The sequence below is a fragment of the Methylobacterium sp. AC433 genome (assembly GCF_979253015.1).
In genome coordinates this window covers 31,847-53,943 of record NZ_CEEDBN010000010.1, presented here as the reverse complement: position 1 = coordinate 53,943, position 22,097 = coordinate 31,847, and the positions used below count along the sequence as shown (strand labels likewise).

The following is a 22,097-nucleotide window of genomic DNA, read 5'->3' as shown; positions in this document are numbered from 1 at the left end:
CTCTTCAGGTCTCGGATCCTCATGCGTGCCACCGCCGCCGCGCGGCCGCCTCGAGCCGGCCGAGTCCCCGTTCGGCCAGGAGCGAGAGCACCACCACGGGGATCGCGCCGAGGAGGATCAGGTCGGGAGCGAACTGCGCCATGCCGTCGAAGACGATGCGTCCGAGGCCGCCGGCGCCGACCAAGGCGCCGAGGGTGGCGAGGCCGAGGCCCTGCACGGCGGCGACCCGGACGGCGCCGACGAGGACCGGCGCCCCGATCGGCAGGCGGATCCGGGCCAGGATCTGCCTGCGCGAGAGGCCGAGAGCCTCGGCGGCCAGGAGCGTGTCGGCGTCGGGCGCCCGCAGGGCCAGGGCGAGGCCGCGCCAGAGCGGCAGAGCCAGGTAGGCGGCGATGGCGACGACGGCCGGAACGGGACCGAGGGCCGAGAGGCCGAGGTCGCGCAGGGCCGGGACGGCGCGCAGGAGGGCCGACGTCGCGGCGACCATCGCGCCGAGGAGGGCGACGGCGGGCACGACCTGGAGCCCGCCGAGGACCAGGGCCACCAGCCCCTGCCCGCGCGATGCCAGCGACAATCCGACCGCCAGCAGGCTGGCGAGGACCAGCGCGGCGCCCGCGAGGGCGACGTGTTCTCCGATCGCCGCGTTCACCGTGCCGCGCCGGGCCGCGTACTCGACGGCGAGCGAGAGGGCGTCGAAGGCACCCGCTCGGCCCATCGCGGCCAGGGCGAGGCTCAGGAGCACGCCTGCGGCGAGGCCGAGGCCGAGGAGGCGTGCGCGCCGGACCGCGAGGCCGAGGGCGCCGCCGAGGAGGGCCAGCGACAGCCAGCATCCCGAACCGAGGCTGGCCCGGGCCGCCAGGGGAAGGCCGGCCAGGGAGAGGGCGGCGCCCCTCCCGAGCCCCTGCCCGAGCAGGAGCGTGGCGAGGATCAGCAGCAGGACGGCCGCCACGGCGCCGGCCCTGCGCCGCGAAGCGGCGGTGAGGCCGATGGCGCCGGCCGCCAGCGCCAGCACGACGAGGCCCGTCGTGCCGAGGGCCGCGAGACCCGTCACCGGGTGTCCGAGGGCGAGCCGGTTCTCGGCGACGCTCAGGAGGGGCAGATGCGCCAGGGCGAGGACCAGGGCGCCGAGCCACGCCGTCGCCGCGAGGAGCGGGCGAATGCCGGGCAGGTGCGCCCTGCCCTGTCGGAGGCTCGCCATCACGGCAGCAATCCGTTCGTGGACAGGAAGTCCTCCGCTACCGCCTCGGCGACCGCGCCGTCGACGGTGATGCGGGCGTTGAGCCGCCGCAAGGTCTCCGCATCGAGGCGCGTGAAGACCCGCGCGAGGGCAGGGGCGATCTCCGGGTGGCGGGCGAGGTCGGCCTGCCGGATCACGGGGGCGACCTCGTAGACGATCTGGGCGCCGAGGGGATCGCTCATCACGACGAGGTCGAGGGCCGCGAGCGCCCCGTCCGTCCCGTAGACCATGCCGGCATTCACGCCGCTGATGCCCTGCGCGGCGGCCCGTGCGGTCACCGAGGTGTCGCCCCCGGGCAGGCTGACGATGCGGTCGAGAGGCAGGGCGAAGCCGTAGGCCGCCTCGAAGGCCGGCAGGGCCGCCGGACTCTCCACGAACTCGGTGGAGGCCGCGAGCGTGATCACGCCGCGGCGGACCGCCCCGGCGAAGTCGGCCATCGTCGCGAGATGTTCGCGCCGGGCGAGCGCCCCGTTGACGGCGATGAGCCAGGTGTTGTTGGCGGGCGCCCGCGTCAGCCAGGCGAGGCCGCGCTCGGCATCCCTCCGCCGGATCGTCTCGTAGGCGCCCTGCGGCGACTTCCAGACCGGGTCGGTCTCGGTCCCGGTGAAGAACGCGCCGTTGCCGGTGTATTCGGGATAGATCGAGATCTCGCCCGACAGCAGGCTGTTGCGGACGATCAGGGTCGGCCCGAGCCCGAGCTTGCGCAGGACCGGCAGTCCGAGACGTTCCAGGACCCGGGCGATCATCGCGCCCGTGAGCGCCCCTTCGGTGTCGCTCTTCGAGGCCACGACGAGCGGCGCGTCGGCCGCGGCCGGACCGGCCGCCGCCCCGGCAAGGCCGAGCCAGAGCAGCGCCCTGCGTCGGGTCGGGTCTCGCACCGGAGCCCGTCCGATTAACATAGGTTGTTGGCGTGCGAGGGGGCGCTGCCTACCGATGGGTGTCGGCGACGCGGAAATGTTTCAGACCGTAACATTGCATGCTCTCCGACGGCCTCTGGCAACCGTCAGGTGCTTGACACGCCCCGCGGAACGGGCGACGGCTCGATCTGTGCCGGGCCGGTCAGCGGGCCTTGCGGTCTCGCCCGGACCCTGGATCGTTCGCGAGACGCGGGGCCGTTTGCACACGGTGGGAGCGAACATCCGAAGACCTTCCGCGGAAGGGTTTTCGGAATTCCGAACGGATCGAAGGGAAGAAGCCCCGGCGTGAGTGCTCAAGTGGACGAAGACCTTCTCAACGGGGCTCGCGTGCTTGTCGTCGAGGACGAGGCTGCGATCTCGATGCTGCTCGAGGACATGCTGCTCGATTTCGGCTGCACCGTGGTCGGACCCGCCGCGCGTCTGTCGACCGCCCTCGAGATGGCACAGAACGAGAGTTTCGAGGTCGCCATCCTCGACGTCAACGTCGCCGGCGAGCCGATCTACCCGGTGGCCGAGGCCATCGTGAAGCGCAACCTTCCGATCGTGTTCTCGACGGGCTATGGCGGCGCCGGCATCCGCGAGCCGTTTCGGGAGCGCCCGGTCGTCCAGAAGCCGTTCAGCCAGGCCGACCTCAAGCGGACGCTGATCGCCGCGGTGGCCGCCGCGCGCGCCTGACCTCACCGGATCGGAAAGGCGTCGGCCACGTGCCGGGGCCAGGCCCGCGGCGAGACGAAGACCGCATCCGCCCGGAACGTCGCGGCGTCGGTCGACGGATGCCGGCTGATCCAGGCCCGGGCGGCGCGCGAGAAGCGCGCGACCTTGCGGGCGTCGATGGCGCCCTGCGCCGCCTCCAGCGTCCCCCGCGCCTTCACCTCCACGAACGCGATCGTCGCCCCGCGCCGGACGATCAGGTCGATCTCGCCGCCCGCCGCGCGGAAGCGCGACCCGAGCGGGCGATAGCCCTTCAGCATCAGGGCGAGGAGCGCCAAGGTCTCGGCCGTGCGGCCGCGCAACTCGGTGCTGCGCCGGCGCTCGGCGGCGCGGCCCTCATCCCTCATCGTCGCGCCGGGCCAGGGCCAGGGCACGGGCATAGACGACGCGGCGGGGCTGGCCGGTCTCCTCCGCCACCAGGGTCGCGGCGTCCTTGATCGAGTGTCGGGCGAGCGCCGCCGTCAGGGCCGCGTCGATGCCGGCATCGGTCCGCGCCTCGTCGGGGACTTCGTCCTGCGTGCCGATGATCACCACCACCTCGCCCTTGGGCGCGCCCTCCTCCACGTAGAGGGCGGCGAGATCCCCGAGGCTGCCGCGCCGGACCGTCTCGTAGAGCTTGGTCAGTTCGCGGGCGACGGCGGCCGGGCGGGTCGCCCCGAGGACCTCGACGGCATCGACCAGCATCTCGGGCAGGCGATGGGGGGATTCGAACAGAACCAGGGTGCCGGGGATGCCCCCCAGCGCCTCCAGGCGGTTGCGCCGGGCACCCGATTTCGCCGGCAGGAATCCCTCGAAGAAGAACCGGTCGGTGGGCAGGCCCGCGGCGACGATGGCGGTCATCACCGCCGAGGGGCCGGGGATGGGCGTGACCGCGAGGCCCGCCTCGATCGCCGCCTGGACCAGCTTGAAGCCGGGATCGGAGACGAGGGGCGTGCCCGCGTCGGAGACCAGGGCCAGGGCCTCGCCGGCCTGCATCCGGGCGACCATCCGCTCGCGCACCGCCGCGTTAGAATGCTCGTGATAGGCCACCAGTGGCGTGGTGATTCCGTAATGCATCAGCAGCGTACGGGTGACGCGGGTGTCCTCGGCCAGGACCGCATCGGCGGCGGCGAGCGTCGCCAGCGCGCGGAACGAGACGTCCTTCAGGTTTCCGATCGGGGTCGCCACCACGTGCAGGCCGGGCTCGATCGCCTCGGCCTCCGCGGCGAGGCCGAAGGCCGTGAAGGTGGCGGGCGGGCGGGCGCCGGAGCCCGTGGCGGCCGGGTCGCGGCGCCGCCGGGGACGAGGATCGATCTTCTGGGTCATGGCCGGACCTTGCCACGATCGGCCCCCGCTGCGGAATGCACGGGAGGGCGTCGGCTCACATTTACTTTTGGTCCCTAGACTGCAAGCGTGGGTCGTCAGCCGGCGACAGGGGGGCCATCGATGACGCGCGCGAACAGGCTGAAATCGGGGCTCGTCGGGATCTCGACCCTGCTCCTGCTCGCAGCCTGCGTCGGCGGTCCCGATGGCGGCGGGCGCTTCTCGAACCGTGTGCCGCCGCCCCAGCCGGACGCCGTGGCCGCGGAAGCGCCGGTTCCCGCCGCGGGGGGACGGATCGGCACCGGATCGGTGAAGGTCGCCCTGGTGGTGCCGCTCACCGGGCCGGGCTCGGCGGTGGGCCTTGCGATGCGCAACGCGGCCGAACTGGCCATCGAGGATTTCCAGAAGCCCGACCTGCAGATCCTGGTGAAGGACGATCGCGGCGCGCCGGACGGCGCGCGCGAGGCCGCGCAGGCGGCGGTGGCGGACGGGGCCGAGCTCGTCCTCGGCCCGCTCTTCGCCGCCAACGTCCAGGCGGCGGCCGGCGTGGTGCGCGCGGCGGGCAAGCCCCTCATCGCCTTCTCGACCGATGCCGGGGTGGCCGCGCGCGGCACCTACCTCCTGAGCTTCCTGCCCCAGGCCGAGGTCGACCGGGTGGTCGACGAATCCGTCGCGTCCGGGCGCAAGTCCTTCGCGGCGATGATCCCGGATTCGAGTTACGGCAACGCCGTCGAGGCCCAGTTCCGCGAGGCGGTGGCCCGCAAGGGCGAGCGGCTCGTGGCGATCGAGCGCTATCCCGTCGGCAACCCGGCCGCGGCCATCGGGCGCCTCGGCGGGCTGATCACCGGGCCGGCGGCCCAGGCCGACGCGCTCTTCATCCCCGACACGCCGGACGGTCTCGCCACCGTCGCTCCCGCCCTGACCAAGGCCGGGTTCGTCCCCGGCCGCGTCCGGCCGATCGGCACCGCCGTCTGGAACGATCCCCGCGTCTTCGCGCTGCCCGCCCTCCAGGGCGGCTGGTTCGCGGCGCCGGACGCGGGCGGCTTCAACGGCTTCTCGCAGCGCTACCAGGCGCGCTTCGGCGCGGTGCCGCCGCGGGTCGCCACCCTGGCCTATGACGCGGTGTCGCTGATGGCGGCGCTGTCACGCCAGTTCGGCTCGCAGCGCTTCGCCGACAGCACGCTGACCAACCCCTCGGGCTTCTCCGGCGTGGACGGGACCTTCCGGTTCCGGCCGGACGGCCCGAGCGACCGGGCGCTGGCGGTCTACGAGATCCGCTCCGGCGCGCCCGCGATCGTCAGCCCGGCCCCCCGCACGCTCGGCCCCTCGGGGACCTGATCAGGCGGCGAGCGCCGCCACCACGGCGTTGAGCACCGGCGCGCCGGCCGGCGTCGCGGCGATGCGGCCGTCGGATCGGCGCGCGATCAGCCCCTCGGCGACGAGGTCGTCGATCCGGGCGGAATCCAGGGCGCGCCCCTTGAGGGCGGCGTAGCGCCCCGGGTCGATCCCCTCGCGCAGGCGCAGGCCCATCATCAGGAACTCGTCGCCCTGGTCGGAGGCCGCGAGCGCCTCGGTCTCGACGATGCCGTGGCCCTGGGCCTCCACCTGGGCGAGCCAGGCTTCCGGGGCCCGCTCGGTGACGGTGCCGATCCGGCCCGTCTCCCCGAGGAGGCGGCCATGGGCGCCGGGGCCGATGCCCGCATACTCGCCGTAGCGCCAGTACAGCAGGTTGTGGCGGGATTCCGCGCCCGGCCGGGCGTGGTTGGAGATCTCGTAGGCCGGCAGGCCGGCCCGGTCACAGACCTCCTGCGTGACGTCGTAGAGGGCGCGCGCGGAATCGTCGTCGGGCGGCACCAGCTTGCCGGCGGCGGCGAGGCCGAAGAACGGCGTGCCCGGTTCGATGGTGAGCTGGTAGAGCGACAGGTGCTCCGCCGCCCGGGCGATGGCGCCCTCGAGCTCGGCCCGCCAGGCGGCCGGGCTCTGGTCCGGGCGCGCGTAGATCAGGTCGAACGAGTAGCGCTCGAAATGCGCCGCCGCGACCCGCACCGCCGCCATGGCTTCCGCCGCGCTGTGCAGGCGCCCGAGCTGCTTCAGCGAGAGGTCGTCCATGGCCTGGACGCCGAGGGAGACGCGGTTGACGCCGGCGGTCCGGTAGCCGCGGAAGCGCGTCGCCTCGACGCTGGTCGGGTTGGCCTCCAGGGTGATCTCGACACCGGGTGCCACGGCCCAGGCGCCCCCGATGGCGTCGAGCAGCCCCGCGACGGTGGAGGGCTGCATCAGGGAGGGCGTGCCGCCGCCGAGGAAGACGCTGGACACGGTCCGGCCGGGCGTGCGCGCGGCCACGTGGGCGATCTCGGTCCGGAAGGCCTTCAGGAAGCGCCCCTCGTCCACGGGCGCGTGGCGCACGTGGCTGTTGAAGTCGCAATAGGGGCACTTCGAGGCGCAGAAGGGCCAGTGCACGTAGACCCCGAAGCCCGCGTCGCGGGTCGGATGGTCCGGGCCTGTGGGTTCGGTCATGCCGCGGATGTGCGCGCGGGGCCGCCGTTTGGCAATCCCGGCGCCGGTCTTAGGGACGCCGCAGGCAGGTCTGGGCCAGGAGCACGAAGGCGCGGGCGCGGTGCGATAGGGCGTTGCCGGTCTGCCAGTCGACCCCGTGCTTCTCCTCCGAGGAGATCTCGCCGAAGGTGCGGTCGTGGCCGTCGGGCAGGAACATCGGGTCGTAGCCGAAGCCGCTCGCGCCGCGCGGCGGCACCAGCTCGCCGAAGACCCGGCCCTCGAAGGTCTCGGTATGCCCGTCCGGCCAGGCGATCACCAGGGCGGAGACGAAATGCGCCCGCCGGGTGGTGGCGCCGCGCTTGTCGAGCTCCGAGGCGATGCGCGTCATGGCGCCGGAAAAATCCTTGGACGGACCGGCCCAGCGCGCCGAGAACAGCCCAGGCGCCCCGTCCAGCGCGTTGACGCAGAGACCGGAATCGTCGGCGAAGGCCGGGAGGCCGGAGGCCGTGGCGGCGGCGAGCGCCTTGATGGCGGCGTTCTCGGCGAACATCGTGCCGGTCTCGTCGGGCTCGGCCAGCCCGAGCTCGCCCGCCGAGACCGCCTCGACCCCGAACGGCGCCAGCAGCTCGCGCATCTCCACGAGCTTGCCGGCATTGTGGGTCGCGATGACGACGCGGCCGGTGAGGATGCGATGCCCGCTCATGCGGAGGCTCCCGACGCCACGGCCTGCTTCTGGAGGGCGACGAGGGACTGGATGCCGCCCTTGGCGAGCCGCATCAGCTCGAACAGCTCCTCCTCCGAGAAGGGCTTGCCCTCGGCGGTGCCCTGCACCTCGACGAGGCCGCCGGTGCCCGTGATGACGAAGTTGGCGTCCGTCTCGGCCCCGGAATCCTCGGCGTAGTCGAGGTCGAGGACGGGCTTGCCCTTGTAGATGCCGCAGGAGACCGCCGCCACGTGGTCGCGCAGGGGGTCGACCGAGATGATCGAGCGGCCGCGCATCCAGGCGAAGCAGTCGTGCAGGGCGACCCAGGCCCCGGTGATCGCGGCGGTGCGGGTGCCGCCATCGGCCTGGATCACGTCGCAATCGACCGTGATCTGGCGCTCGCCCATGGCCGGAAGGTTGGTGACCGCGCGCAGGGATCGGCCGATCAGGCGCTGGATCTCCTGGGTCCGGCCGGACGGCTTGCCGGAATTCACCTCGCGCCGGGTGCGCTCGTGGGTGGCCCGGGGCAGCATGGCGTATTCGGCCGTGACCCAGCCCTTGCCCGAGCCGCGCAGCCAGCCGGGGCCGCGCTCCTCCAGGGTGGCCGTGCAGAGCACCTTCGTGTCGCCGAAGCTGACGAGGCACGAGCCCTCGGCGTGGCGGGAGACGGCGCGCTCCAGGGTGACGTTGCGCAGTTCGTCGGTCGCACGCTTCGAGTGCCGCATGCCGCTCTCCTTCCGGATGTGATGGAGAGCGGCTTTACGGTTCGGGGGGGCGTCCGGCAAGAGTCGCCCCTATCGGGAAGGGTCGCCCCGATCCGGGAAGAGCCGCCCCTGCTCGCCAGGCGTGGTGCCTGGCGAGCAGGGCCCGGCGGACGGACCGCGAATCCGCGGCGCGCGCTTGGGATCAGTAGCGGTAGCGGCGATGACCGTAATGGTGGCCGTGGCGCCGGCCGTAATGGTGGCCGAAGTGGCGGTGGTGACGATGGCCGAAGTGGCGGCCATGGTGGTGATGGTGGCGGAAGCCGCGGCCGTGGTGGCGCCAGTGGCCGCCGTATTGCACGTCGGTGATCGTGGCGGCGGGGCCGGCCACCTCGGACGAGACGATGGCGGGGGCGGCCTGGGCGCCCTGCGGTGACCCGAAGAGCATCGCACCGACCATCGCCAGGACGATGGCAAGGGACTTGATCAGACCGGATCGGGCGGTGGGTCTCATGGGATGGTCACTCCTCTGTGCGAAACGCGCAAGCTGGACATCGGCAGGGTCCCGTCGTCGTCGGCCCGGCCTCGCGGCCCGCCTTCGACGATGGGCTTGAGCAACGCACGAACCCCGCGGAACGCCTCACATGGCCAAGCTGTTTCTTCGGCGCCGCGTGATCTCCCCCGGGGGGCGACCGCGGGAAGCATTGTGTAAAGCACTGGAGATCGTCACACTCTCCGCCTCAGGAATGGATCGTGACAGAGCCCGCCCGCCCCTTCTCGACATCGCAGCAGATGCAGGTGCTCAGTGCGCTGAACGAGCGCTCGCGCGAGATCTTCCGGCAGATCGTCGAGAGCTACCTCACGACCGGTGAGCCCGTCGGCTCGCGCAACCTCGCCCGCATCCTGCCGATGGCGCTGTCGCCGGCCTCGATCCGCAACGTCATGGCGGACCTGGAGCATTCCGGGCTCATCTTCGCGCCGCACGCCTCCGCCGGCCGCCTGCCCACGGAGCAGGGCCTGCGCTTCTTCGTCGACGCCATGCTCGAGCTCGGCGATGTCGGCCGCGAGGAGCAGGAGCGGATCGAGGCGCAGATGCGCGCGGCCGCCTCGGGCCACACCTTCGATTCCGCCCTCGCCGAGGCCTCGATGCTGCTCTCGGGCATCTCGCGCGGCGCCGGCGTGGTCCTGACCACCAAGACCAACGTCCATCTCAAGCACATCGAGTTCGTGCGCCTGGATCCGACGCGGGCCCTGGTCGTGCTCGTCTCCGACGACGGCTCGGTGGAGAACCGCCTCCTCGACCTGCCGCCGGGCCTGCCGGCCAGCGCGCTCCAGGAGGCCTCGAACTACCTGAACGCCCGCCTGCAGGGCCGGACCCTCGGAACGTTGCGGGCCGAGATCGAATCGGGCCGGCAGGCGATGAAGCGCGAGCTCGACGTCATCACCGAGCGCCTGGTCGATGCCGGCCTCGCGGTGAGCGTCGGCCCCTCGGATGCCCGCCAGCTCATCGTGCGCGGACAGGCCAACCTCCTCGACGACCTGCGCGCGGCGGAGGATCTCGAGCGCATCCGCCTGCTGTTCAACGACCTCGAGACCCAGAAGGACGTGATCGAGCTCCTGTCCCGGGCCGAGGGCGGCGAGGGCGTGCGGATCTTCATCGGCTCGGAGAACAAGCTGTTCTCGCTCTCCGGCTCGTCGATGATCGCGGCGCCCTTCCGAGACGGCTCGCAGAAGATCGTCGGCGTGGTGGGCGTCATCGGCCCGACGCGCCTGAACTACGCGCGCATCGTGCCGATGGTCGACTACACCGCCCGGGTGGTCTCCGGGCTCCTCGACCGCAAGCGCTGAGCGGACACGCGAAGGGGCGGAGCCGAAGCCCCGCCCCCCCGAATCCTGATCGCTCGGATCAGCCGCGGATCACGTCGACGATCTCGTATGTATCGGGATCGACGATGACGATGTCGTCGTCCACCAGCACGTAGCGGTAATCCTCGTATTCCGGCGCGATCCGGACGATGTCCGGCGGCAGGTCGTAGAGGGTGTAGCTGCGGGCGATGGCCGTGCCGACGGTGAGCGCGAAGGCGCCGGCGGCGAGGCGCGGAATGCCGCGGCGGAACACGCTCTGGCGGAATTCCGTCCGCTGCGGCGCACCCAGGCGGCCATAGGCACCCCGGACCGCACCGCGATCGCCGCGGTCGCCACGACCGCCTCGGCCCTCGCGATCCGCCCGGCCGTCGCGGCCCCCGCGGTCGTCCCGGTCGCCGCGAACGCCCTTGCCATCCCGATCGGCCTTGCCATCCCGATCGGCCTTGCCATCGCGGTCCGCTCTGCCATCCCGATCGGCCTTGCCATCCCGGTCGGCCTTGCCGTCACGATCACCCCGCGCCGCGGCTCCGCCGTCCTCGCGGCCACCGCGTTCGCCGGCCGCCGGACCCGAACGGCCGTCCTGGCGACCCGCGCCGCCCTCGGCGCCACGGGCACCGGCTCCGCCGGCCTCGCCGCGCTGTGCGCCACCGGCCGCACCGGCACCGCCGGCCTCACCTCCGCGCATCCCGGCCCCGCCTGCGCCGCCACCCGCACCGCCGCGCATCCCGCCGCCACCGGCTCCACCGCCAGCGCCTCCACCGGCTCCGCCGCCTGCCCCGGCGCCGCCGGCACCCATCCCGGCCCCGCCGGCGCCAGCGCCACCGCCGCCGCCCGCTCCGCCGCCGGCACCGCCGGGTCCGCCCTGCGCGAATGCGCTCGCTGCACCAATCACCAGGGCTGCCGCCGTCACCGTGCTCCGAAAGAGCTTGCTCATGGGATCGATTCCACTCTCATTGCCGCCAGACGCCGCTCGACGTCGATGCCCCCCGCAACGGGCATCTTCGACAAACCGTTCCCGGTTTTCTTGCGCTGATCTTTGCGACCCAGATGTCGAACCTGTCGGATCAGTCCAGCCAAGCTCAAGCTCGCGTCTTCCACAGCCTGGTTTCATGATGAGCTTGTCTGTCTCCTGCAACCTGCTGATCGCCCTTGTGAAATTCGGCTCAGGCGGTAACGTCCCGCCAAAGCGAGCCGCGGAACGGCGTTGCACAGAGCACAGGGACGGAACGGATGACAGGTGGGGCCGGCACCATCACAACGAAGGCGGAAGAAGCCGCCGACAACCGACGTCGGATCAAGGCGATCGTCGCCTCCTCGTCGGGCAACCTCGTCGAGTGGTTCGACTTCTACTGCTACGCGTTCTTCGCGCTCTACTTCGCGCCGGTGTTCTTCCCGGCCGGCGACAGCACCAGTCAGCTCCTGCAATCGGCCGCGGTGTTCGCGGTGGGCTTCTTCATGCGCCCGATCGGCGGCTGGCTGTTCGGCCGCATCGCCGACCGCCTCGGCCGCAAGACGTCGATGCTGATCTCGGTGCTGATGATGTGCGCCGGGTCGCTGATGATCGCGGTGCTGCCGACCTACGCCACGGTCGGCCAGCTCGCGCCGGCCCTGCTGCTGCTCGCCCGGATGATCCAGGGCCTGTCGGTGGGCGGCGAGTACGGCACCAGCGCCACCTACATGAGCGAGATCGCCGTGAAGGGCCGGCGCGGTTTCTTCGCCTCGTTCCAGTACGTCACCCTGATCGGCGGCCAGCTCCTCGCCTCGCTGGTGCTGATCGTCCTCCAGAGCTTCCTCACCGCCCAGGAACTGACCGCCTGGGGCTGGCGCATCCCGTTCGTGATCGGTGCCATCGCGGCGGTGGTCGCCCTCTACCTGCGCTCGTCCCTCGACGAGACGGCGACCAAGGAGGACATGGCAAAGAAGGATTCCGGCACCTTCTCGGCCCTGTTCAAGCACTGGCGCGCGTTCTGCGTGGTGCTGGCCTACACCGCCGGCGGCTCGCTGAGCTTCTACACCTTCACCACCTACATGCCGAAATACCTCTTCAACACGGCGCATATCGACAAGGTCACGGCCTCGCAGATCTCCACGGCCGCGCTGTTCGTCTACATGATCATCCAGCCGTTCTTCGGCTGGCTCTCCGACCGGATCGGCCGCAAGGCCAACATGCTGCTCTACAGCGGCCTCGGCACCCTCATGGTGGTGCCGTTGATGACGGCGATCGGGTCCACCCAGAACCCGGTCCTGTCCTTCGCCCTGATCATGATCGGGCTGATCGTGATCAGCTTCTACACCGGCATCAGCGGCATCGTGAAAGCCGAGCTGTTCCCGACGCAGGTGCGGGCGCTCGGCGTCGGCCTCTCCTACGCCATTGCCAACTCGCTGTTCGGCGGCACCGCCGAGATGGTCGCGCTCTACCTGAAGCAGGTCGGCTCCGAGAGCACGTTCTTCTGGTACGTGACGGTCATGCTCGGCATCGCCTTCATCGGCTCGCTGATCATGCCGAACCCGAAGCGGCACGGCTACCTCGACGGCGACGGCACCGTCGAGGAGGCCCTGATGCGCAAGACCCGGCTCTCGGCCGCCTGAGACGCCGATCTTTTCGAACCCCGGGAGCACGCGGTGCCGGCGCACCGCGTGCTTTTTTCATGCCCGGTTTCCGGGCGCCGCCGGCCGCCCGTTCGCGCGAGGGCGGCCTCCCGATCCCGGCCCCTGTCAAGCCGGATCGCATGAACCGAACCTGACGATTCTTTAAGGTGACTTCGAAAACGGGCGGGATCACAGTCGAGATCAGAAGAGAGCTTCGGCGCGGACAGGTCAAGTTGGCCTGAGATGCTTGGCGCCGCTCATCTTCGGAGGTATTGCCATGACAAAGACCAGAACAGTCGCCGCTTTCCTCGCCGCCACCTCCCTCCTCGGCGGAGTCGCCCTCGCCAACGACGCCGTGAAGGCCCCGGTCGCCGCGCCGGTCGGCGCCGCGCAGCAGGCGGCCGACACGGACGTGGGCAAGCTGTCGAAGGATGGCGCCCAGGCCTTCCGCGACCTGCATCTCGCCCGGATCGCCATCTTCGACGCCGATCCGACCCTGGCCAAGGACCTGATCGGAAAGGCCCAGGCCGCTTTGGCCAAGGCCAAGACCGACGAGGCGGTCTACACCAAGGCCGAGGCGGACCTGCGCGGCCCGGCCAAGCCGACCGCTCCGGCCCAGCCGGCCGACACGACCAGGAAGGCCGACACGACCAAGCCGGCGGATCCGGCCAAGGCGTCCACCCAGCCCACCGCCTGGCTCCCGGTCGACGGGCAGCTGACCCTCGGCGAGGATTTCGTGGCGACGCCGACCAAGGCCGCCGCGGTGGCGACCGCCAACAAGAGCCTGGAAAAGGGTGACCGCAAAGCGGCCATGGATGGGCTGAAGCTCGCCGGCGTCGACGTGAACTTCGTCCTCGCCGTCGTGCCCCTGAACCAGACCACGACCGAGGTCGACCAGGCCGCCAAGCTGATCGGCCAGGGCCAGTACTACGAGGGCAACGCCCTCCTGAAGAAGGTGGAGGACGGCGTCCGCTTCGACGTGGTCGACGTGCTCGGCACCCCGCAGAAGACCGCGACCCCGGCCGCCGCGACGGCCTCGAGCGCGCCGCAGAAGTGAAGCTCCGACCCGCCGGCCGCCTCGCGAGGGTGGCCGGCCCGTTTCGATCGACAAGGCAGTCTTCCCATGGGAATCGGGATCCGTTTCGGGCTTCTGGTCTCCGCCATCGTCACCGGCTTCGGGCTCGTGCTCGCCTCGGGGCTCGTCCTGCATCCGGTGGACGGGCAATTGCCGAGCGACTGGGGCTGGAGCCTCGTCATGATGGGCGGGGCGAGCCTGCTCGCCTGCGGCTATGTCGGCTGGCGCCGCGTCACCGGCCGGACGACCTGAGCGCCGTCAGCCGGTCTCGCCCAGCACCGCCCGGCGCTGCCGGTCCAGCTCCTCGCTGTAGCGCTTCAGGGTGTGGCTCTCGGTGAGGAGGCCGATGACCTTGCGGGTCTTGAGGTCCTCCACCACCGCCAGGGCCTCGCTCTCGGTGCGGTCGAAGATCGCCGTGGCGACCTTGGCGTTCATGTCGGCGGTGAGGACGTCGTCCGCGTGCCGCAGCAGCCCGGCGAGGTCGGGCGAGCCGTCCGCCGCCTCCCGCAGGGCCGCGTGGGCCTCCGGCACCAGGATGATGCCGGCATAGCGCCCGTCGCCGTCCACCATCACCACCCGCGAGGGCGAGCCGAGCGGGTGCTTGCGCAGGAAGTTCGCCAGGGTCTGATCGAGGCTGGCCGTCGGGACCTCGCGGCGCATCAGCTTCCCGACGGTGAGGGTCCGGATCCAGCCGACGTCGTGGGCGCTGCGGATGCTCTCGCCGCGCAGGTGGAAGCGCCAGGTGGCGAAGGAGTAGCCGAAGGTCTTGCGCACCGTCAGGGACGAGGCGATCACCGCCACGAGCACGAGGCCGGTGATCGGGAAGCTCCCGGTGAGTTCGAGGGCGAGGAACGTCATGGTCAGCGGCCCGCCGATCACCGCCACCGCCAGGGCGCTCATCCCGATCACCGCGTAGGCGAGCGGGGTCAGCCCGAAGGCCGCGAGGCCGGGCAGGATCAGCGGCATCCCGGCGGCGAAGATCTCGCCCGCGATCGCCCCCAGGAACAGCGAGGCGAAGAACAGGCCGCCGCGAAAGCCCGACCCGATCGAGATCGCCGAGGCGGTCGCCTTGGCGACGAAGAGCAGGATCAGGGCGGACAGGCTCGAGGTGGTGCCGTGGGCGTCGAGGTGCAGGTGCAGCGCCCCGTGGCCGCCCGAGAGCACCTGCGGCGAGGCGAGGAGCGCCAGGCCGCCGACGCAGAACCCGCCGAGGATCGGGACGCACAGGGTCGGCAGGCGGGTGGCGCGGAAGGCCGCCTCCACCAGGGTCACGCCCCGCATGATCAGGATGCCGAGGCCGGCGCAGACGAGCCCGAGGACGAGGCTCGGCACGGTGTCGAGGGTGGTGAGCACCGTCGTGGTGATGGCGTCGGCGCGCTCGACGGCGACGAGGGAGGTCTGCGCCACCAGGGCGCGGGCGACGACGCTGCCGCAGAGGGCGGCGACCACGACCGGGGTCAGGGTGGCGATCGAGTAGGTGCCGATGATCAGCTCGAAGGCGTAGAACGCGCCCGTCAGTGGCGCGCCGAAGGCCGCCGCGATGGCGGCCGCCGCCCCGCAGCCGACGAGGGTGCGCTGGTCGGCCCGGCGCAGCTCGAACGACAGGCCGAGGCGGGAGGCGAGGCCGGCGCAGAACTGGGTGTAGGCCGCTTCCATCCCCACGGAGACGCCGCTGCCGTTGGAGATGGTGTTCTGGATCACCACCACGGTGGAATCGCGGATCGACATCCGGCCGCCATGCAGGGCGTTCGCTTCGATCGGGTCGACGACGGCGCGGCGGGGGCGGCCGCGCCAGCGCAGGGCCAGCGTGAACAGCGCCAGCAATACGCCCCCGAAGGCCGGCGCCAGCAGCATCACCAGGGGCGGCAGGCCTGTGGCCGCGCTGAGGCGCAGGCCGGGCGGCAGGCCGTAGAGCAGTTCGCGCATGCTCTGGGTCGCGAGGTTCATGGCCGCGACCGCGACGCCGCCGCAGCACCCGATCAGGGCGGCCAGCACGATCAGGCCGATCTCGCTGCCGCGCACCAGGGCACGAAGCTGTCCGGGCGCCTGCACGAGGACCTGTTGGGCGAGCGGCGGGCGGGAGGAGACGGGTGGCGGTGGCATCGACCGGTGTCGGGGGCGGGCGCTGGGAGGAGAGCGCGCGGGAGACGGACCCGCGCCCTGCTTAGCCTGCCCGCCCGCTCTGCGTCGACAGCTCTGCCCTTCGGCAGGTCCACCTTTGACAGGTCTACCTTCGGCACGCCCGCCCCGCCGCATCCGGCGGGGGATGGCCGACACTTTTGCCGACGATCGGCCGAAGGCGGCTTGAAATGCGGCGCGGCTCGGGATAGATCGCCCGCAGTGCCGCTGTAGCTCAGTTGGTTAGAGCGCTTGATTGTGGATCAAGAGGTCCCCCGTTCGAGCCGGGGCAGTGGTACCATTCCCATCCGATGATTGTTCTGCGGCGGTCGTGCTCGGGCATGGCCGCGTTCGGCGTTCGCCATGGCCCGCGCCCGGGCCGCGATGTGCGAAAACGCTCTGGACACCGTGCCAAACTTGCCACGGGATTGCCCCAAACTGGGCCGTGTTGTCGCCACATCTGTCAAGCTAATCTCAATCCGTCGCCAGGGAACGGGGTTGGGTCGCGCAGATGCAGGGTCGGAATGTCGGATCGTCACGGACCGTCTTCGCCAAGGGCTCGCTCGCGCCGCGCTCGGGTTTCGGCCCCGGTTCGCCGGCCTCGGATGCCCTGACCCTCGGGGGCCGCGTCGGCCGTGACCATGGCAGCCGCCCCGCGCTTACCCGCTCCGTCCTGTCCATGCTGCTGCTGGCCGGCGGCCTGGGCGCCGTGCTGTCCTACGGCGTCGGCCCCGACACCGGCGTGGTGCAGTCGGCCCACGCGATGACCGAGATCACCATGCCGCGCCCGCGCATCCAGCCGGTGCCGGTGATCCTGCAGGCCTCCGCCCAGGCGATCGCCCCCGCGTCGCGCGCCGTCATCACGGCTTCCTCGGCCTTCGCCCCGGTGCACGACCTCGACACCGAACTCGGCTCCAACGCCGTCGACCGCGTCTCCTATGACTACCTTCTGACCGAGAGCTCGGTGGGCGACCCGAACGAGGTGCTCGAATTCGGGCCGATGAAGATCCGGCGCCACCTGGTGCAGAAGATCGTCCGCGCCGCCCAGGCGGTACAGACCGACCCTGTCCTGCTGATGGCGGTGGCCGACAAGGAATCCAGCTTCAAGACCGAGGTCCAGGCCCAGACCTCCTCGGCCACCGGCCTGTTCCAGTTCATCGAGCGGACCTGGTTCGGCGTCGTGCGCGACTTCGGGCCGAAATACGGCCTCGCCGCGGATGCGGCCCTGGTGGTCGCCGGCGACAACGGCCGTCCCACCGTCCTCGATGCCGCCGAGCGCACCCGCATCCTCGAGATGCGCCGCGACCCCTACCTCTCCGCCCTGCTGGCCGGCGAGATGCTGAAGCGCGACGCCGCCCGCATCGCCCTGCGCATCGGCCGCGAACTCACCCTCGGCGAGGTCTACCTCGCCCACTTCCTCGGCCCGGACGATGCCGAAGACTTCCTCGCCAGCGTGGTCGACAAGCCGAAGGCCGCCGCCGCCTCGATGCTGCCCGGCCCGGCCCGCGCCAACAAGACGATCTTCTTCGCCGCCCAGCGCGGGCGCCGGAAGGCGGTCAGCCTGTCGGTGGCGCAGGTGCACGAGAAGTTCGAGGCGATGATGAGCACCCGCGGCGAACGCTACCGCGACGTGCGTTCGGTGGCCGGCATCCTCGCCTACGCCGACGCGACGGTGGACTGAGACGGCGGCGTCCGTCCGAGCGAAGCCGCATGCCGTCGTCGCGACCGCATCGAGCCGAAATCGGATGCCGAAACGCACAGGGCGAACGGCGTCGCGGATGATTTACCGCAACTGACCGTGTCCTCCCGGCTTTAATGTCGGCGAGCCCGTTTCCGGGTTCGTCCCGAGACACGAACCGCGGAGGCCCTGCTTGCCGGACCCGAAAGGTACGAACGCGGATTCACCATCCGCCGTCAGCCGGACATCGCTCGCGGACAGCCTCAGTCCCGGCATGTCGCTGGACCGGATCGGCCAAGCCCTCGCCGCCTTCTACGACGACCTGATCGCCGAGGGCGTTCCGGAGCACCTCGCCGTTCTCGTCCGCAAGGTCCAGCCCGAGCCCGAGGCCCGTCCGGACGTGGACAAGGCACGCTCGTCCAAGCTCGCCCTCGTGGTCGAGGACGACGCCGCCACGCGCTCCCTCGCCGAGGCCCTTCTGAGCGATACCGAACTCACCGCGATCGGGTGCGACAGCGCCGAGGCAGCCCTGAACATCATGCGCGAGCGCGGTGGCGACGTCGCCCTGGTCTTCGCCGATGTCAGCCTCGCGGGCGCGATGGACGGGGTGCAACTAGCCTCCGCCGTGGCGCTGCTCTGGCCGGCGACCCGCATGGTCGTGACCTCGGGCCGGCGGGCCGAGCGGCCCGGCACCCTGCCGGAGCAGGCGGTCTTCATCGCGAAGCCCTGGCGGCCCTTCGACCTCCTGACCGAGGCCGAACTGGCGACGAGCGCGCCGCAGCCGATCGTGTCCTGACGCGAAGCGGACCCATCGTCGGGCCTCCGGTCCCGAAGCCAGCGCTCGGCGGATGACTCCGGGCGCGTCCCGGCGCATGAAGCCCGAAACATGAAGCCCGGTGCGCGAGCCCCGGCGCACGACTTGCATTCCCTAACCCAGCGTCCGTGCCGACCAGACCGCGCCGAGTCCGCGTGGTGGAGCCCCTCGCCTTGCCCATCCTGTCCGTCCGCCACCTCACCACCTACCGCTACCGGCAGCCGGTGGCCTTCGGTGAGCACCGCATCCTGTTCCGACCGCGCGACAGCTACGACCAGCGCCTGATCTCGGCCACCCTGAAGATCACGCCCGAGCCGAGCGGTCTGCGCTGGCTCCACGACGTCTTCGGCAACTGCGTCGCCGTCGCGACCTTCACGGGCCGCGCCGCGCAGCTGACCTTCGAATGCGCGATCACCCTCGACCACACGCCGGAATCGGCACCGAACTTCCCGATCGCGGCCCACGCGGCGTATTATCCGTTCGGCTACGGCGCCGACGACATCCCGGATCTCAGCCGCTCCATGGAGCGGCAATATTCCGACCCCCGCAACGAGGTCGATGCCTGGGCCCGCAGCTTCGTGCCGCCGGCCGGCCGGATCGGCACCCAGGAGCTCCTGGCGGAGATGACCCGCAGCGTCCGGCGCAACTTCGCGTATCTCGCCCGCTCCGAGAAGGGCGTCCAGGATCCCGTCACCACCCTGCGCCTGAAGCGCGGAAGCTGCCGTGATTTCGCTGTGTTGATGATCGAGGCCGTGCGCGCCCTCGGCATGGCGGCGCGCTTCGTCTCCGGCTACCTCTACAACCCACGCGGGGATCGCGACCGGCACGTGGGCGGTGGCTCGACTCATGCTTGGGTGCAGGTCTACCTGCCCGGCGCGGGCTGGATCGAGTTCGACCCGACGAACGGTATCGTCGGGAATCGCGACCTCATCCGGGTCGCGGTGGCGCGGGACCCGCGTCAGGCGGTGCCGCTGCACGGATCGTTCTTCGGGTTTCCGGCGGACGACCTGGGCATGACGGTGAGCGTACATGTCGATGAAGTCGAGCCGGGAGCCGGGGGGCCTCGCGTGACTGATCCGAACTTGGCGCGTTGACGCACCGCGCGGCACCCGCTGCCCGGTCGAAGACGAAGAGCGTGTGTTTCTGGACAGGATCAGGTGGTCGACATGAAAATCAGGACTGGGTTCGACATCGCCTTCGAATCGGTTCAGCCGACGCCGATGATCCTCGCCTTGAGTGTCCATCCCTCCCGGATGCCGGACGTGATGACCCCCCACGTGATCAGTTTCGATCCGCCGATCCCGTCCCAGGATTACCGCGACGTCTTCGACAACATCTGCACGCGCATCGTCACGCCTCCCGGTCGCCTGACGATCTCGGCCGACTTCGTGGTCCAGGATTCCGGTCTACCCGACGCCTACGCGCCGTACGCGCAGCAGATCGAGGTGCAGAACCTGCCCAACGACGTGCTCGTCTATCTCCTGGGCAGCCGCTACTGCGACACCGACAAGCTCTCGGAGACGGCGTGGTCGCTGTTCGGCGGGACGCCGATGGGCTGGGGCCGGGTGCAGGCGATCTGCGACTACGTCCACGACCGGATCCGCTTCGACTACATGTGCGCCGACGCCACCCGCACGGCCTGGGACGGCTTCATGCAGCGCCAGGGCGTCTGCCGTGATTTCGCGCATCTCGCGGTCGCATTCTGCCGCTGCATGAACATCCCGGCCCGCTACTGCACCGGCTACCTCGGCGACATCGGGATTCCGCCGGTGCCCGACCCGATGGATTTCTCGGCCTGGTTCGAGGCCTATCTCGACGGGACCTGGTACACCTTCGACGCGCGCCACAACACGCCGCGCATCGGCCGGATCGTGATGGCGCGCGGGCGCGACGCGACCGACGTCGCGATCACCACCAATTTCGGCTACGCGCATCTCGCCCGCTTCGACGTCCATACCGACGAGGTCTTCTGATCCCGCCGCTGCGCCGGAGCGAGGCATGCCCCGCCCCGCCCCGGCGGGGCCTCCCCTACTTGTCGAGGTCCTGGGCCATCTTCAGGTGATGTTCGAGGGCCGGCTGCGTCTTGGCCGCCCAGGCCTTCAGGTCCGGGTTGTCGCCGCCCTTCGCGTAGCGCTGGAACAGGTCGACGGCGTCCTTGTGCGCCTTCACCTGATCGCCATGGTACTGCTTCGTGAAGGCGTCACCCTGAAGGGCCTTCAGGCTGTCGAGCTTGCCCTGGTGGGCGCTGTCGAGGGCCGTCGGCAGGGTGGCCTGGACCTTCCCGCCCTGGACCATCGCCTTCATCTCGCCCGTGGTCTTCTCGTGGTCGGCGATCATCTGCTGGGCGTAGGCCTTGGTCGCCGCGTCGCTGCGCTCGGCCGCGAGCCGGCTGGTCCGGATCTCGAAGAGGTCGCTGATCCCGGCCTGGCTCACGAAATCCGCCGTGGAGGGGCTGACTCCGATCAGCGAATTCACCCCCGTCTTCTCGCCCACCGACTGCGCCGCCGCGGGTCCCGCGAGCAGCACCGTGACGGCGATCATGGCCATGCGTCTCATCACACCCTCCTCAGCGGTTTCACCCGCGAGAACCTCGGTGCTCGGGCTCTGTTCCCCCGGGGTACGGCCCCGGCCGGGAGGCTGGAATCGCTTGGCTTCACCACGAATCTAGGTCGAAGGGACGAAAAGTGCCGCGCTGCGCGTTGCACTCCTGCAAGCAGGAGAGTTCGAGATGGATGCACGCCTCATCGCGATGAACAACGAGGCCAACCGAATCGCCTCCGAGCGTCTGCTCGAGCAGCTACGGGACGAAGGCCTGCGCTATCGGCTCTGGGTCACCGGAACGCCGCAGGGCGACACCCTGCACCTGCGGGTGAACCGGCTGTGCCCGGAAATGCGCCAGCGCATCGACAAGGTGCTGCGCGGACGCGGCCTCACCCTGGAGATCGCGGAAGCCTGAGAGCCGGGCTCACGCCGCCCCCTGCCCCTCGGCCCAGGGTGCGGCCGAGAGCGCCCGGGCCAGATACGCGATCAGGGCGGTGACCCGCGCCGGGCGCGGATCGCCCGGCGGTGTCACGAGGTGGAGATCGATCCGCGGCGGCGTCCAGCCCGGCAGGACCCGCACCAGCCGCCCGTCGCGCAGGTCCTCCCACACCATGAAATCCGGCTGGACCGCGAGGCCGAGGCCGGCGCGCAGGGCCGGCGCCAGGGCGTCGGCATTGTTGGCCCGCAGGGGGCCGTCCGGCACCACCGTGGCCTCCTCGCCGGCCGGGCCGAGGAAGCGCCAGCGATCCGGGCTCGGCAGGTAGGCGTAGCCGAGGCAGGCATGGGCCGCGAGGTCGTGCGGATGGGCCGGGCGGCCGTACCGGGCGAGGTAGTCCGGCGTGGCGACGAGGGAGCGGTGGATGGTGCAGAGCCGCCGCGCCCGGAGCGAGGAATCGGTCAGGGCGGCGATGCGCAGGCCGAGGTCGAAGCCGCCGCCGACCAGGTCGATCAGGTCGTCGCCGAGATGCAGGTCGATGCTCAAGCCCGGATGGGTCGCGAGGAAGTCCGGGAGGCGAGGCGCCACGTGCAGCACCCCGAAGGACATCGGCGCGGCGAGCCGGACCTTGCCGCGCGGCTGCGCCGCCGCGTCCCGGGCCTGGGCCTCGGCCGCCTCACCCTCGGCCAGGATGCGGGCGGCGGCCGCCCGCGCCGCGGCACCGGCCTCCGTCAGCGCCAGCTTGCGCGAGGTGCGATGGAACAGCCGCGCACCGATCCGCGCCTCGAGGCGGGTCACCGCCTTCGACACCGTGCCGGTGGTGATGCCGAGTTCCGTGGCCGCTCGATTGAAGGCACCTGTCTCGACCACCTTCGAGAAGATGGCCCAGGCCTCGAAATCAGGGAGCTTCATA

General features: G+C 71.2%; 23 protein-coding genes and 1 tRNA gene. 12 read left to right on the top strand and 12 right to left on the bottom strand.

The window, feature by feature from the left end:
* Nucleotides 1-19: 19 nt before the first annotated feature.
* Both AC0IWM_RS15015 and AC0IWM_RS15010 read right to left on the bottom strand, forming a co-directional pair.
* Entirely contained in the window at nt 20-1,198 is a 1,179-nt protein-coding gene (locus AC0IWM_RS15015; RefSeq protein WP_471756263.1) for an ABC transporter permease subunit, read from the bottom strand.
* Nucleotides 1,198-2,115 carry a glycine betaine ABC transporter substrate-binding protein gene (locus AC0IWM_RS15010; protein WP_471756261.1) on the bottom strand — a complete coding sequence of 306 codons (918 nt, stop codon included), beginning with the start codon at nt 2,113-2,115 and terminating at the stop codon, nt 1,198-1,200. The genes AC0IWM_RS15015 and AC0IWM_RS15010 overlap by 1 nt, the downstream gene beginning before the upstream one ends.
* A gap of 324 nt (nt 2,116-2,439) precedes the next feature.
* Between AC0IWM_RS15010 and AC0IWM_RS15005 the strand changes: the two genes are divergently transcribed.
* Nucleotides 2,440-2,829, top strand: coding sequence for a response regulator (locus tag AC0IWM_RS15005; protein ID WP_055951890.1), 390 nt, complete (start codon nt 2,440-2,442; stop codon nt 2,827-2,829).
* A 2-nt stretch (nt 2,830-2,831) separates the two neighbouring features.
* Here the strand turns inward: AC0IWM_RS15005 and AC0IWM_RS15000 are convergent, their stop codons facing one another.
* Both AC0IWM_RS15000 and rsmI read right to left on the bottom strand, forming a co-directional pair.
* A complete protein-coding gene (locus AC0IWM_RS15000) occupies nt 2,832-3,212 on the bottom strand; it encodes a YraN family protein (RefSeq protein ID WP_471756259.1) in 381 nt (126 codons plus the stop codon).
* A complete protein-coding gene (rsmI, locus tag AC0IWM_RS14995) occupies nt 3,202-4,170 on the bottom strand; it encodes a 16S rRNA (cytidine(1402)-2'-O)-methyltransferase (RefSeq protein WP_471756257.1) in 969 nt (322 codons plus the stop codon). Before rsmI ends, AC0IWM_RS15000 begins: the two co-directional genes overlap by 11 nt.
* Before the next feature lie 120 nt (nt 4,171-4,290).
* On the opposite strand from rsmI, the gene AC0IWM_RS14990 reads away from it, so the two are divergent.
* On the top strand, nt 4,291-5,505 hold the full coding sequence (locus AC0IWM_RS14990) for a penicillin-binding protein activator (protein WP_471756255.1): 1,215 nt from the start codon (nt 4,291-4,293) through the stop codon (nt 5,503-5,505).
* Here AC0IWM_RS14990 and hemW read toward each other — a convergent pair whose 3' ends face one another.
* From hemW to AC0IWM_RS14970, 4 genes are all read right to left on the bottom strand, one after another.
* Nucleotides 5,506-6,684 (bottom strand): radical SAM family heme chaperone HemW, encoded by a 1,179-nt coding sequence (gene hemW, locus AC0IWM_RS14985; protein ID WP_471756253.1) that lies wholly within the window; start codon nt 6,682-6,684, stop codon nt 5,506-5,508.
* 49 nt (nt 6,685-6,733) lie between these two features.
* Nucleotides 6,734-7,366, bottom strand: a complete 633-nt coding sequence (gene rdgB / locus AC0IWM_RS14980) for an RdgB/HAM1 family non-canonical purine NTP pyrophosphatase (protein ID WP_471756251.1) — start codon at nt 7,364-7,366, stop codon at nt 6,734-6,736.
* Nucleotides 7,363-8,091: a ribonuclease PH gene (gene rph / locus AC0IWM_RS14975; RefSeq protein ID WP_471756249.1), complete on the bottom strand. Its 729-nt coding sequence runs from the start codon at nt 8,089-8,091 to the stop codon at nt 7,363-7,365. The genes rdgB and rph overlap by 4 nt, the downstream gene beginning before the upstream one ends.
* 181 nt (nt 8,092-8,272) lie before the next feature.
* A complete protein-coding gene (locus AC0IWM_RS14970; protein WP_471756247.1) occupies nt 8,273-8,581 on the bottom strand; it encodes a hypothetical protein in 309 nt (102 codons plus the stop codon).
* A gap of 278 nt (nt 8,582-8,859) precedes the next feature.
* Between AC0IWM_RS14970 and hrcA the strand changes: the two genes are divergently transcribed.
* A complete protein-coding gene (gene hrcA / locus AC0IWM_RS14965) occupies nt 8,860-9,915 on the top strand; it encodes a heat-inducible transcriptional repressor HrcA (protein ID WP_200930057.1) in 1,056 nt (351 codons plus the stop codon).
* 58 nt (nt 9,916-9,973) lie between these two features.
* Here hrcA and AC0IWM_RS14960 read toward each other — a convergent pair whose 3' ends face one another.
* Complete coding sequence (locus tag AC0IWM_RS14960) at nt 9,974-10,867, bottom strand: DUF1236 domain-containing protein (protein WP_471756245.1); 894 nt, start codon at nt 10,865-10,867, stop codon at nt 9,974-9,976.
* A 296-nt stretch (nt 10,868-11,163) separates the two neighbouring features.
* Between AC0IWM_RS14960 and AC0IWM_RS14955 the strand changes: the two genes are divergently transcribed.
* The 3 genes from AC0IWM_RS14955 (at nt 11,164) to AC0IWM_RS14945 (ending at nt 13,849) form a co-directional block, all read left to right on the top strand.
* Entirely contained in the window at nt 11,164-12,522 is a 1,359-nt protein-coding gene (locus AC0IWM_RS14955) for an MFS family transporter (protein ID WP_471756243.1), read from the top strand.
* 277 nt (nt 12,523-12,799) lie between these two features.
* A complete protein-coding gene (locus AC0IWM_RS14950; protein ID WP_471756241.1) occupies nt 12,800-13,579 on the top strand; it encodes a YfdX family protein in 780 nt (259 codons plus the stop codon).
* Between the two features lie 66 nt (nt 13,580-13,645).
* Complete coding sequence (locus tag AC0IWM_RS14945; RefSeq protein ID WP_471756239.1) at nt 13,646-13,849, top strand: hypothetical protein; 204 nt, start codon at nt 13,646-13,648, stop codon at nt 13,847-13,849.
* Between the two features lie 6 nt (nt 13,850-13,855).
* Here the strand turns inward: AC0IWM_RS14945 and AC0IWM_RS14940 are convergent, their stop codons facing one another.
* On the bottom strand, nt 13,856-15,700 hold the full coding sequence (locus AC0IWM_RS14940) for a chloride channel protein (protein WP_471756237.1): 1,845 nt from the start codon (nt 15,698-15,700) through the stop codon (nt 13,856-13,858).
* A gap of 239 nt (nt 15,701-15,939) precedes the next feature.
* On the opposite strand from AC0IWM_RS14940, the gene AC0IWM_RS14935 reads away from it, so the two are divergent.
* The 5 genes from AC0IWM_RS14935 to AC0IWM_RS14915 all read left to right on the top strand — a co-directional run bounded on the left by AC0IWM_RS14935 (nt 15,940) and on the right by AC0IWM_RS14915 (nt 20,180).
* Nucleotides 15,940-16,016: transfer RNA gene (locus AC0IWM_RS14935), tRNA-His, on the top strand.
* Between the two features lie 210 nt (nt 16,017-16,226).
* Entirely contained in the window at nt 16,227-17,396 is a 1,170-nt protein-coding gene (locus AC0IWM_RS14930) for a transglycosylase SLT domain-containing protein (RefSeq protein WP_471756235.1), read from the top strand.
* A 271-nt stretch (nt 17,397-17,667) separates the two neighbouring features.
* A complete protein-coding gene (locus AC0IWM_RS14925; protein WP_471756233.1) occupies nt 17,668-18,189 on the top strand; it encodes a response regulator in 522 nt (173 codons plus the stop codon).
* A 191-nt stretch (nt 18,190-18,380) separates the two neighbouring features.
* Nucleotides 18,381-19,301 carry a transglutaminase family protein gene (locus AC0IWM_RS14920; protein WP_471756231.1) on the top strand — a complete coding sequence of 307 codons (921 nt, stop codon included), beginning with the start codon at nt 18,381-18,383 and terminating at the stop codon, nt 19,299-19,301.
* 72 nt (nt 19,302-19,373) lie between these two features.
* A complete protein-coding gene (locus AC0IWM_RS14915) occupies nt 19,374-20,180 on the top strand; it encodes a transglutaminase-like domain-containing protein (protein WP_471756229.1) in 807 nt (268 codons plus the stop codon).
* Between the two features lie 55 nt (nt 20,181-20,235).
* Here AC0IWM_RS14915 and AC0IWM_RS14910 read toward each other — a convergent pair whose 3' ends face one another.
* Nucleotides 20,236-20,763 (bottom strand): DUF4142 domain-containing protein, encoded by a 528-nt coding sequence (locus AC0IWM_RS14910; protein WP_471756227.1) that lies wholly within the window; start codon nt 20,761-20,763, stop codon nt 20,236-20,238.
* 172 nt (nt 20,764-20,935) lie between these two features.
* Between AC0IWM_RS14910 and AC0IWM_RS14905 the strand changes: the two genes are divergently transcribed.
* Nucleotides 20,936-21,163 (top strand): hypothetical protein, encoded by a 228-nt coding sequence (locus tag AC0IWM_RS14905; RefSeq protein WP_056473294.1) that lies wholly within the window; start codon nt 20,936-20,938, stop codon nt 21,161-21,163.
* Between the two features lie 9 nt (nt 21,164-21,172).
* Here the strand turns inward: AC0IWM_RS14905 and AC0IWM_RS14900 are convergent, their stop codons facing one another.
* Nucleotides 21,173-22,096, bottom strand: a complete 924-nt coding sequence (locus AC0IWM_RS14900) for a LysR family transcriptional regulator (protein ID WP_471756225.1) — start codon at nt 22,094-22,096, stop codon at nt 21,173-21,175.
* Nucleotide 22,097 lies beyond the last annotated feature (1 nt).

Bases quoted from the DNA above. Each gene is read 5' to 3' on its own strand.
- AC0IWM_RS14990 (WP_471756255.1), top strand. From the start codon at position 4,291: ATGACGCGCGCGAACAGGCTGAAATCGGGGCTCGTCGGGATCTCGACC.
- AC0IWM_RS14900 (WP_471756225.1), bottom strand. From the start codon at position 22,096: ATGAAGCTCCCTGATTTCGAGGCCTGGGCCATCTTCTCGAAGGTGGTC.
- AC0IWM_RS14940 (WP_471756237.1), bottom strand. From the start codon at position 15,700: ATGCCACCGCCACCCGTCTCCTCCCGCCCGCCGCTCGCCCAACAGGTC.
- rsmI (WP_471756257.1), bottom strand. From the start codon at position 4,170: ATGACCCAGAAGATCGATCCTCGTCCCCGGCGGCGCCGCGACCCGGCC.
- AC0IWM_RS14950 (WP_471756241.1), top strand. From the start codon at position 12,800: ATGACAAAGACCAGAACAGTCGCCGCTTTCCTCGCCGCCACCTCCCTC.
- AC0IWM_RS14955 (WP_471756243.1), top strand. From the start codon at position 11,164: ATGACAGGTGGGGCCGGCACCATCACAACGAAGGCGGAAGAAGCCGCC.
- hrcA (WP_200930057.1), top strand. From the start codon at position 8,860: ATGCAGGTGCTCAGTGCGCTGAACGAGCGCTCGCGCGAGATCTTCCGG.
- AC0IWM_RS14915 (WP_471756229.1), top strand. From the start codon at position 19,374: ATGAAAATCAGGACTGGGTTCGACATCGCCTTCGAATCGGTTCAGCCG.
- AC0IWM_RS15000 (WP_471756259.1), bottom strand. From the start codon at position 3,212: ATGAGGGATGAGGGCCGCGCCGCCGAGCGCCGGCGCAGCACCGAGTTG.
- AC0IWM_RS14960 (WP_471756245.1), bottom strand. From the start codon at position 10,867: ATGAGCAAGCTCTTTCGGAGCACGGTGACGGCGGCAGCCCTGGTGATT.
- rdgB (WP_471756251.1), bottom strand. From the start codon at position 7,366: ATGAGCGGGCATCGCATCCTCACCGGCCGCGTCGTCATCGCGACCCAC.
- hemW (WP_471756253.1), bottom strand. From the start codon at position 6,684: ATGACCGAACCCACAGGCCCGGACCATCCGACCCGCGACGCGGGCTTC.
- AC0IWM_RS14905 (WP_056473294.1), top strand. From the start codon at position 20,936: ATGGATGCACGCCTCATCGCGATGAACAACGAGGCCAACCGAATCGCC.
- AC0IWM_RS14970 (WP_471756247.1), bottom strand. From the start codon at position 8,581: ATGAGACCCACCGCCCGATCCGGTCTGATCAAGTCCCTTGCCATCGTC.
- AC0IWM_RS14945 (WP_471756239.1), top strand. From the start codon at position 13,646: ATGGGAATCGGGATCCGTTTCGGGCTTCTGGTCTCCGCCATCGTCACC.
- AC0IWM_RS14910 (WP_471756227.1), bottom strand. From the start codon at position 20,763: ATGAGACGCATGGCCATGATCGCCGTCACGGTGCTGCTCGCGGGACCC.
- AC0IWM_RS15015 (WP_471756263.1), bottom strand. From the start codon at position 1,198: ATGGCGAGCCTCCGACAGGGCAGGGCGCACCTGCCCGGCATTCGCCCG.
- AC0IWM_RS14930 (WP_471756235.1), top strand. From the start codon at position 16,227: ATGCAGGGTCGGAATGTCGGATCGTCACGGACCGTCTTCGCCAAGGGC.
- rph (WP_471756249.1), bottom strand. From the start codon at position 8,091: ATGCGGCACTCGAAGCGTGCGACCGACGAACTGCGCAACGTCACCCTG.
- AC0IWM_RS14925 (WP_471756233.1), top strand. From the start codon at position 17,668: ATGTCGCTGGACCGGATCGGCCAAGCCCTCGCCGCCTTCTACGACGAC.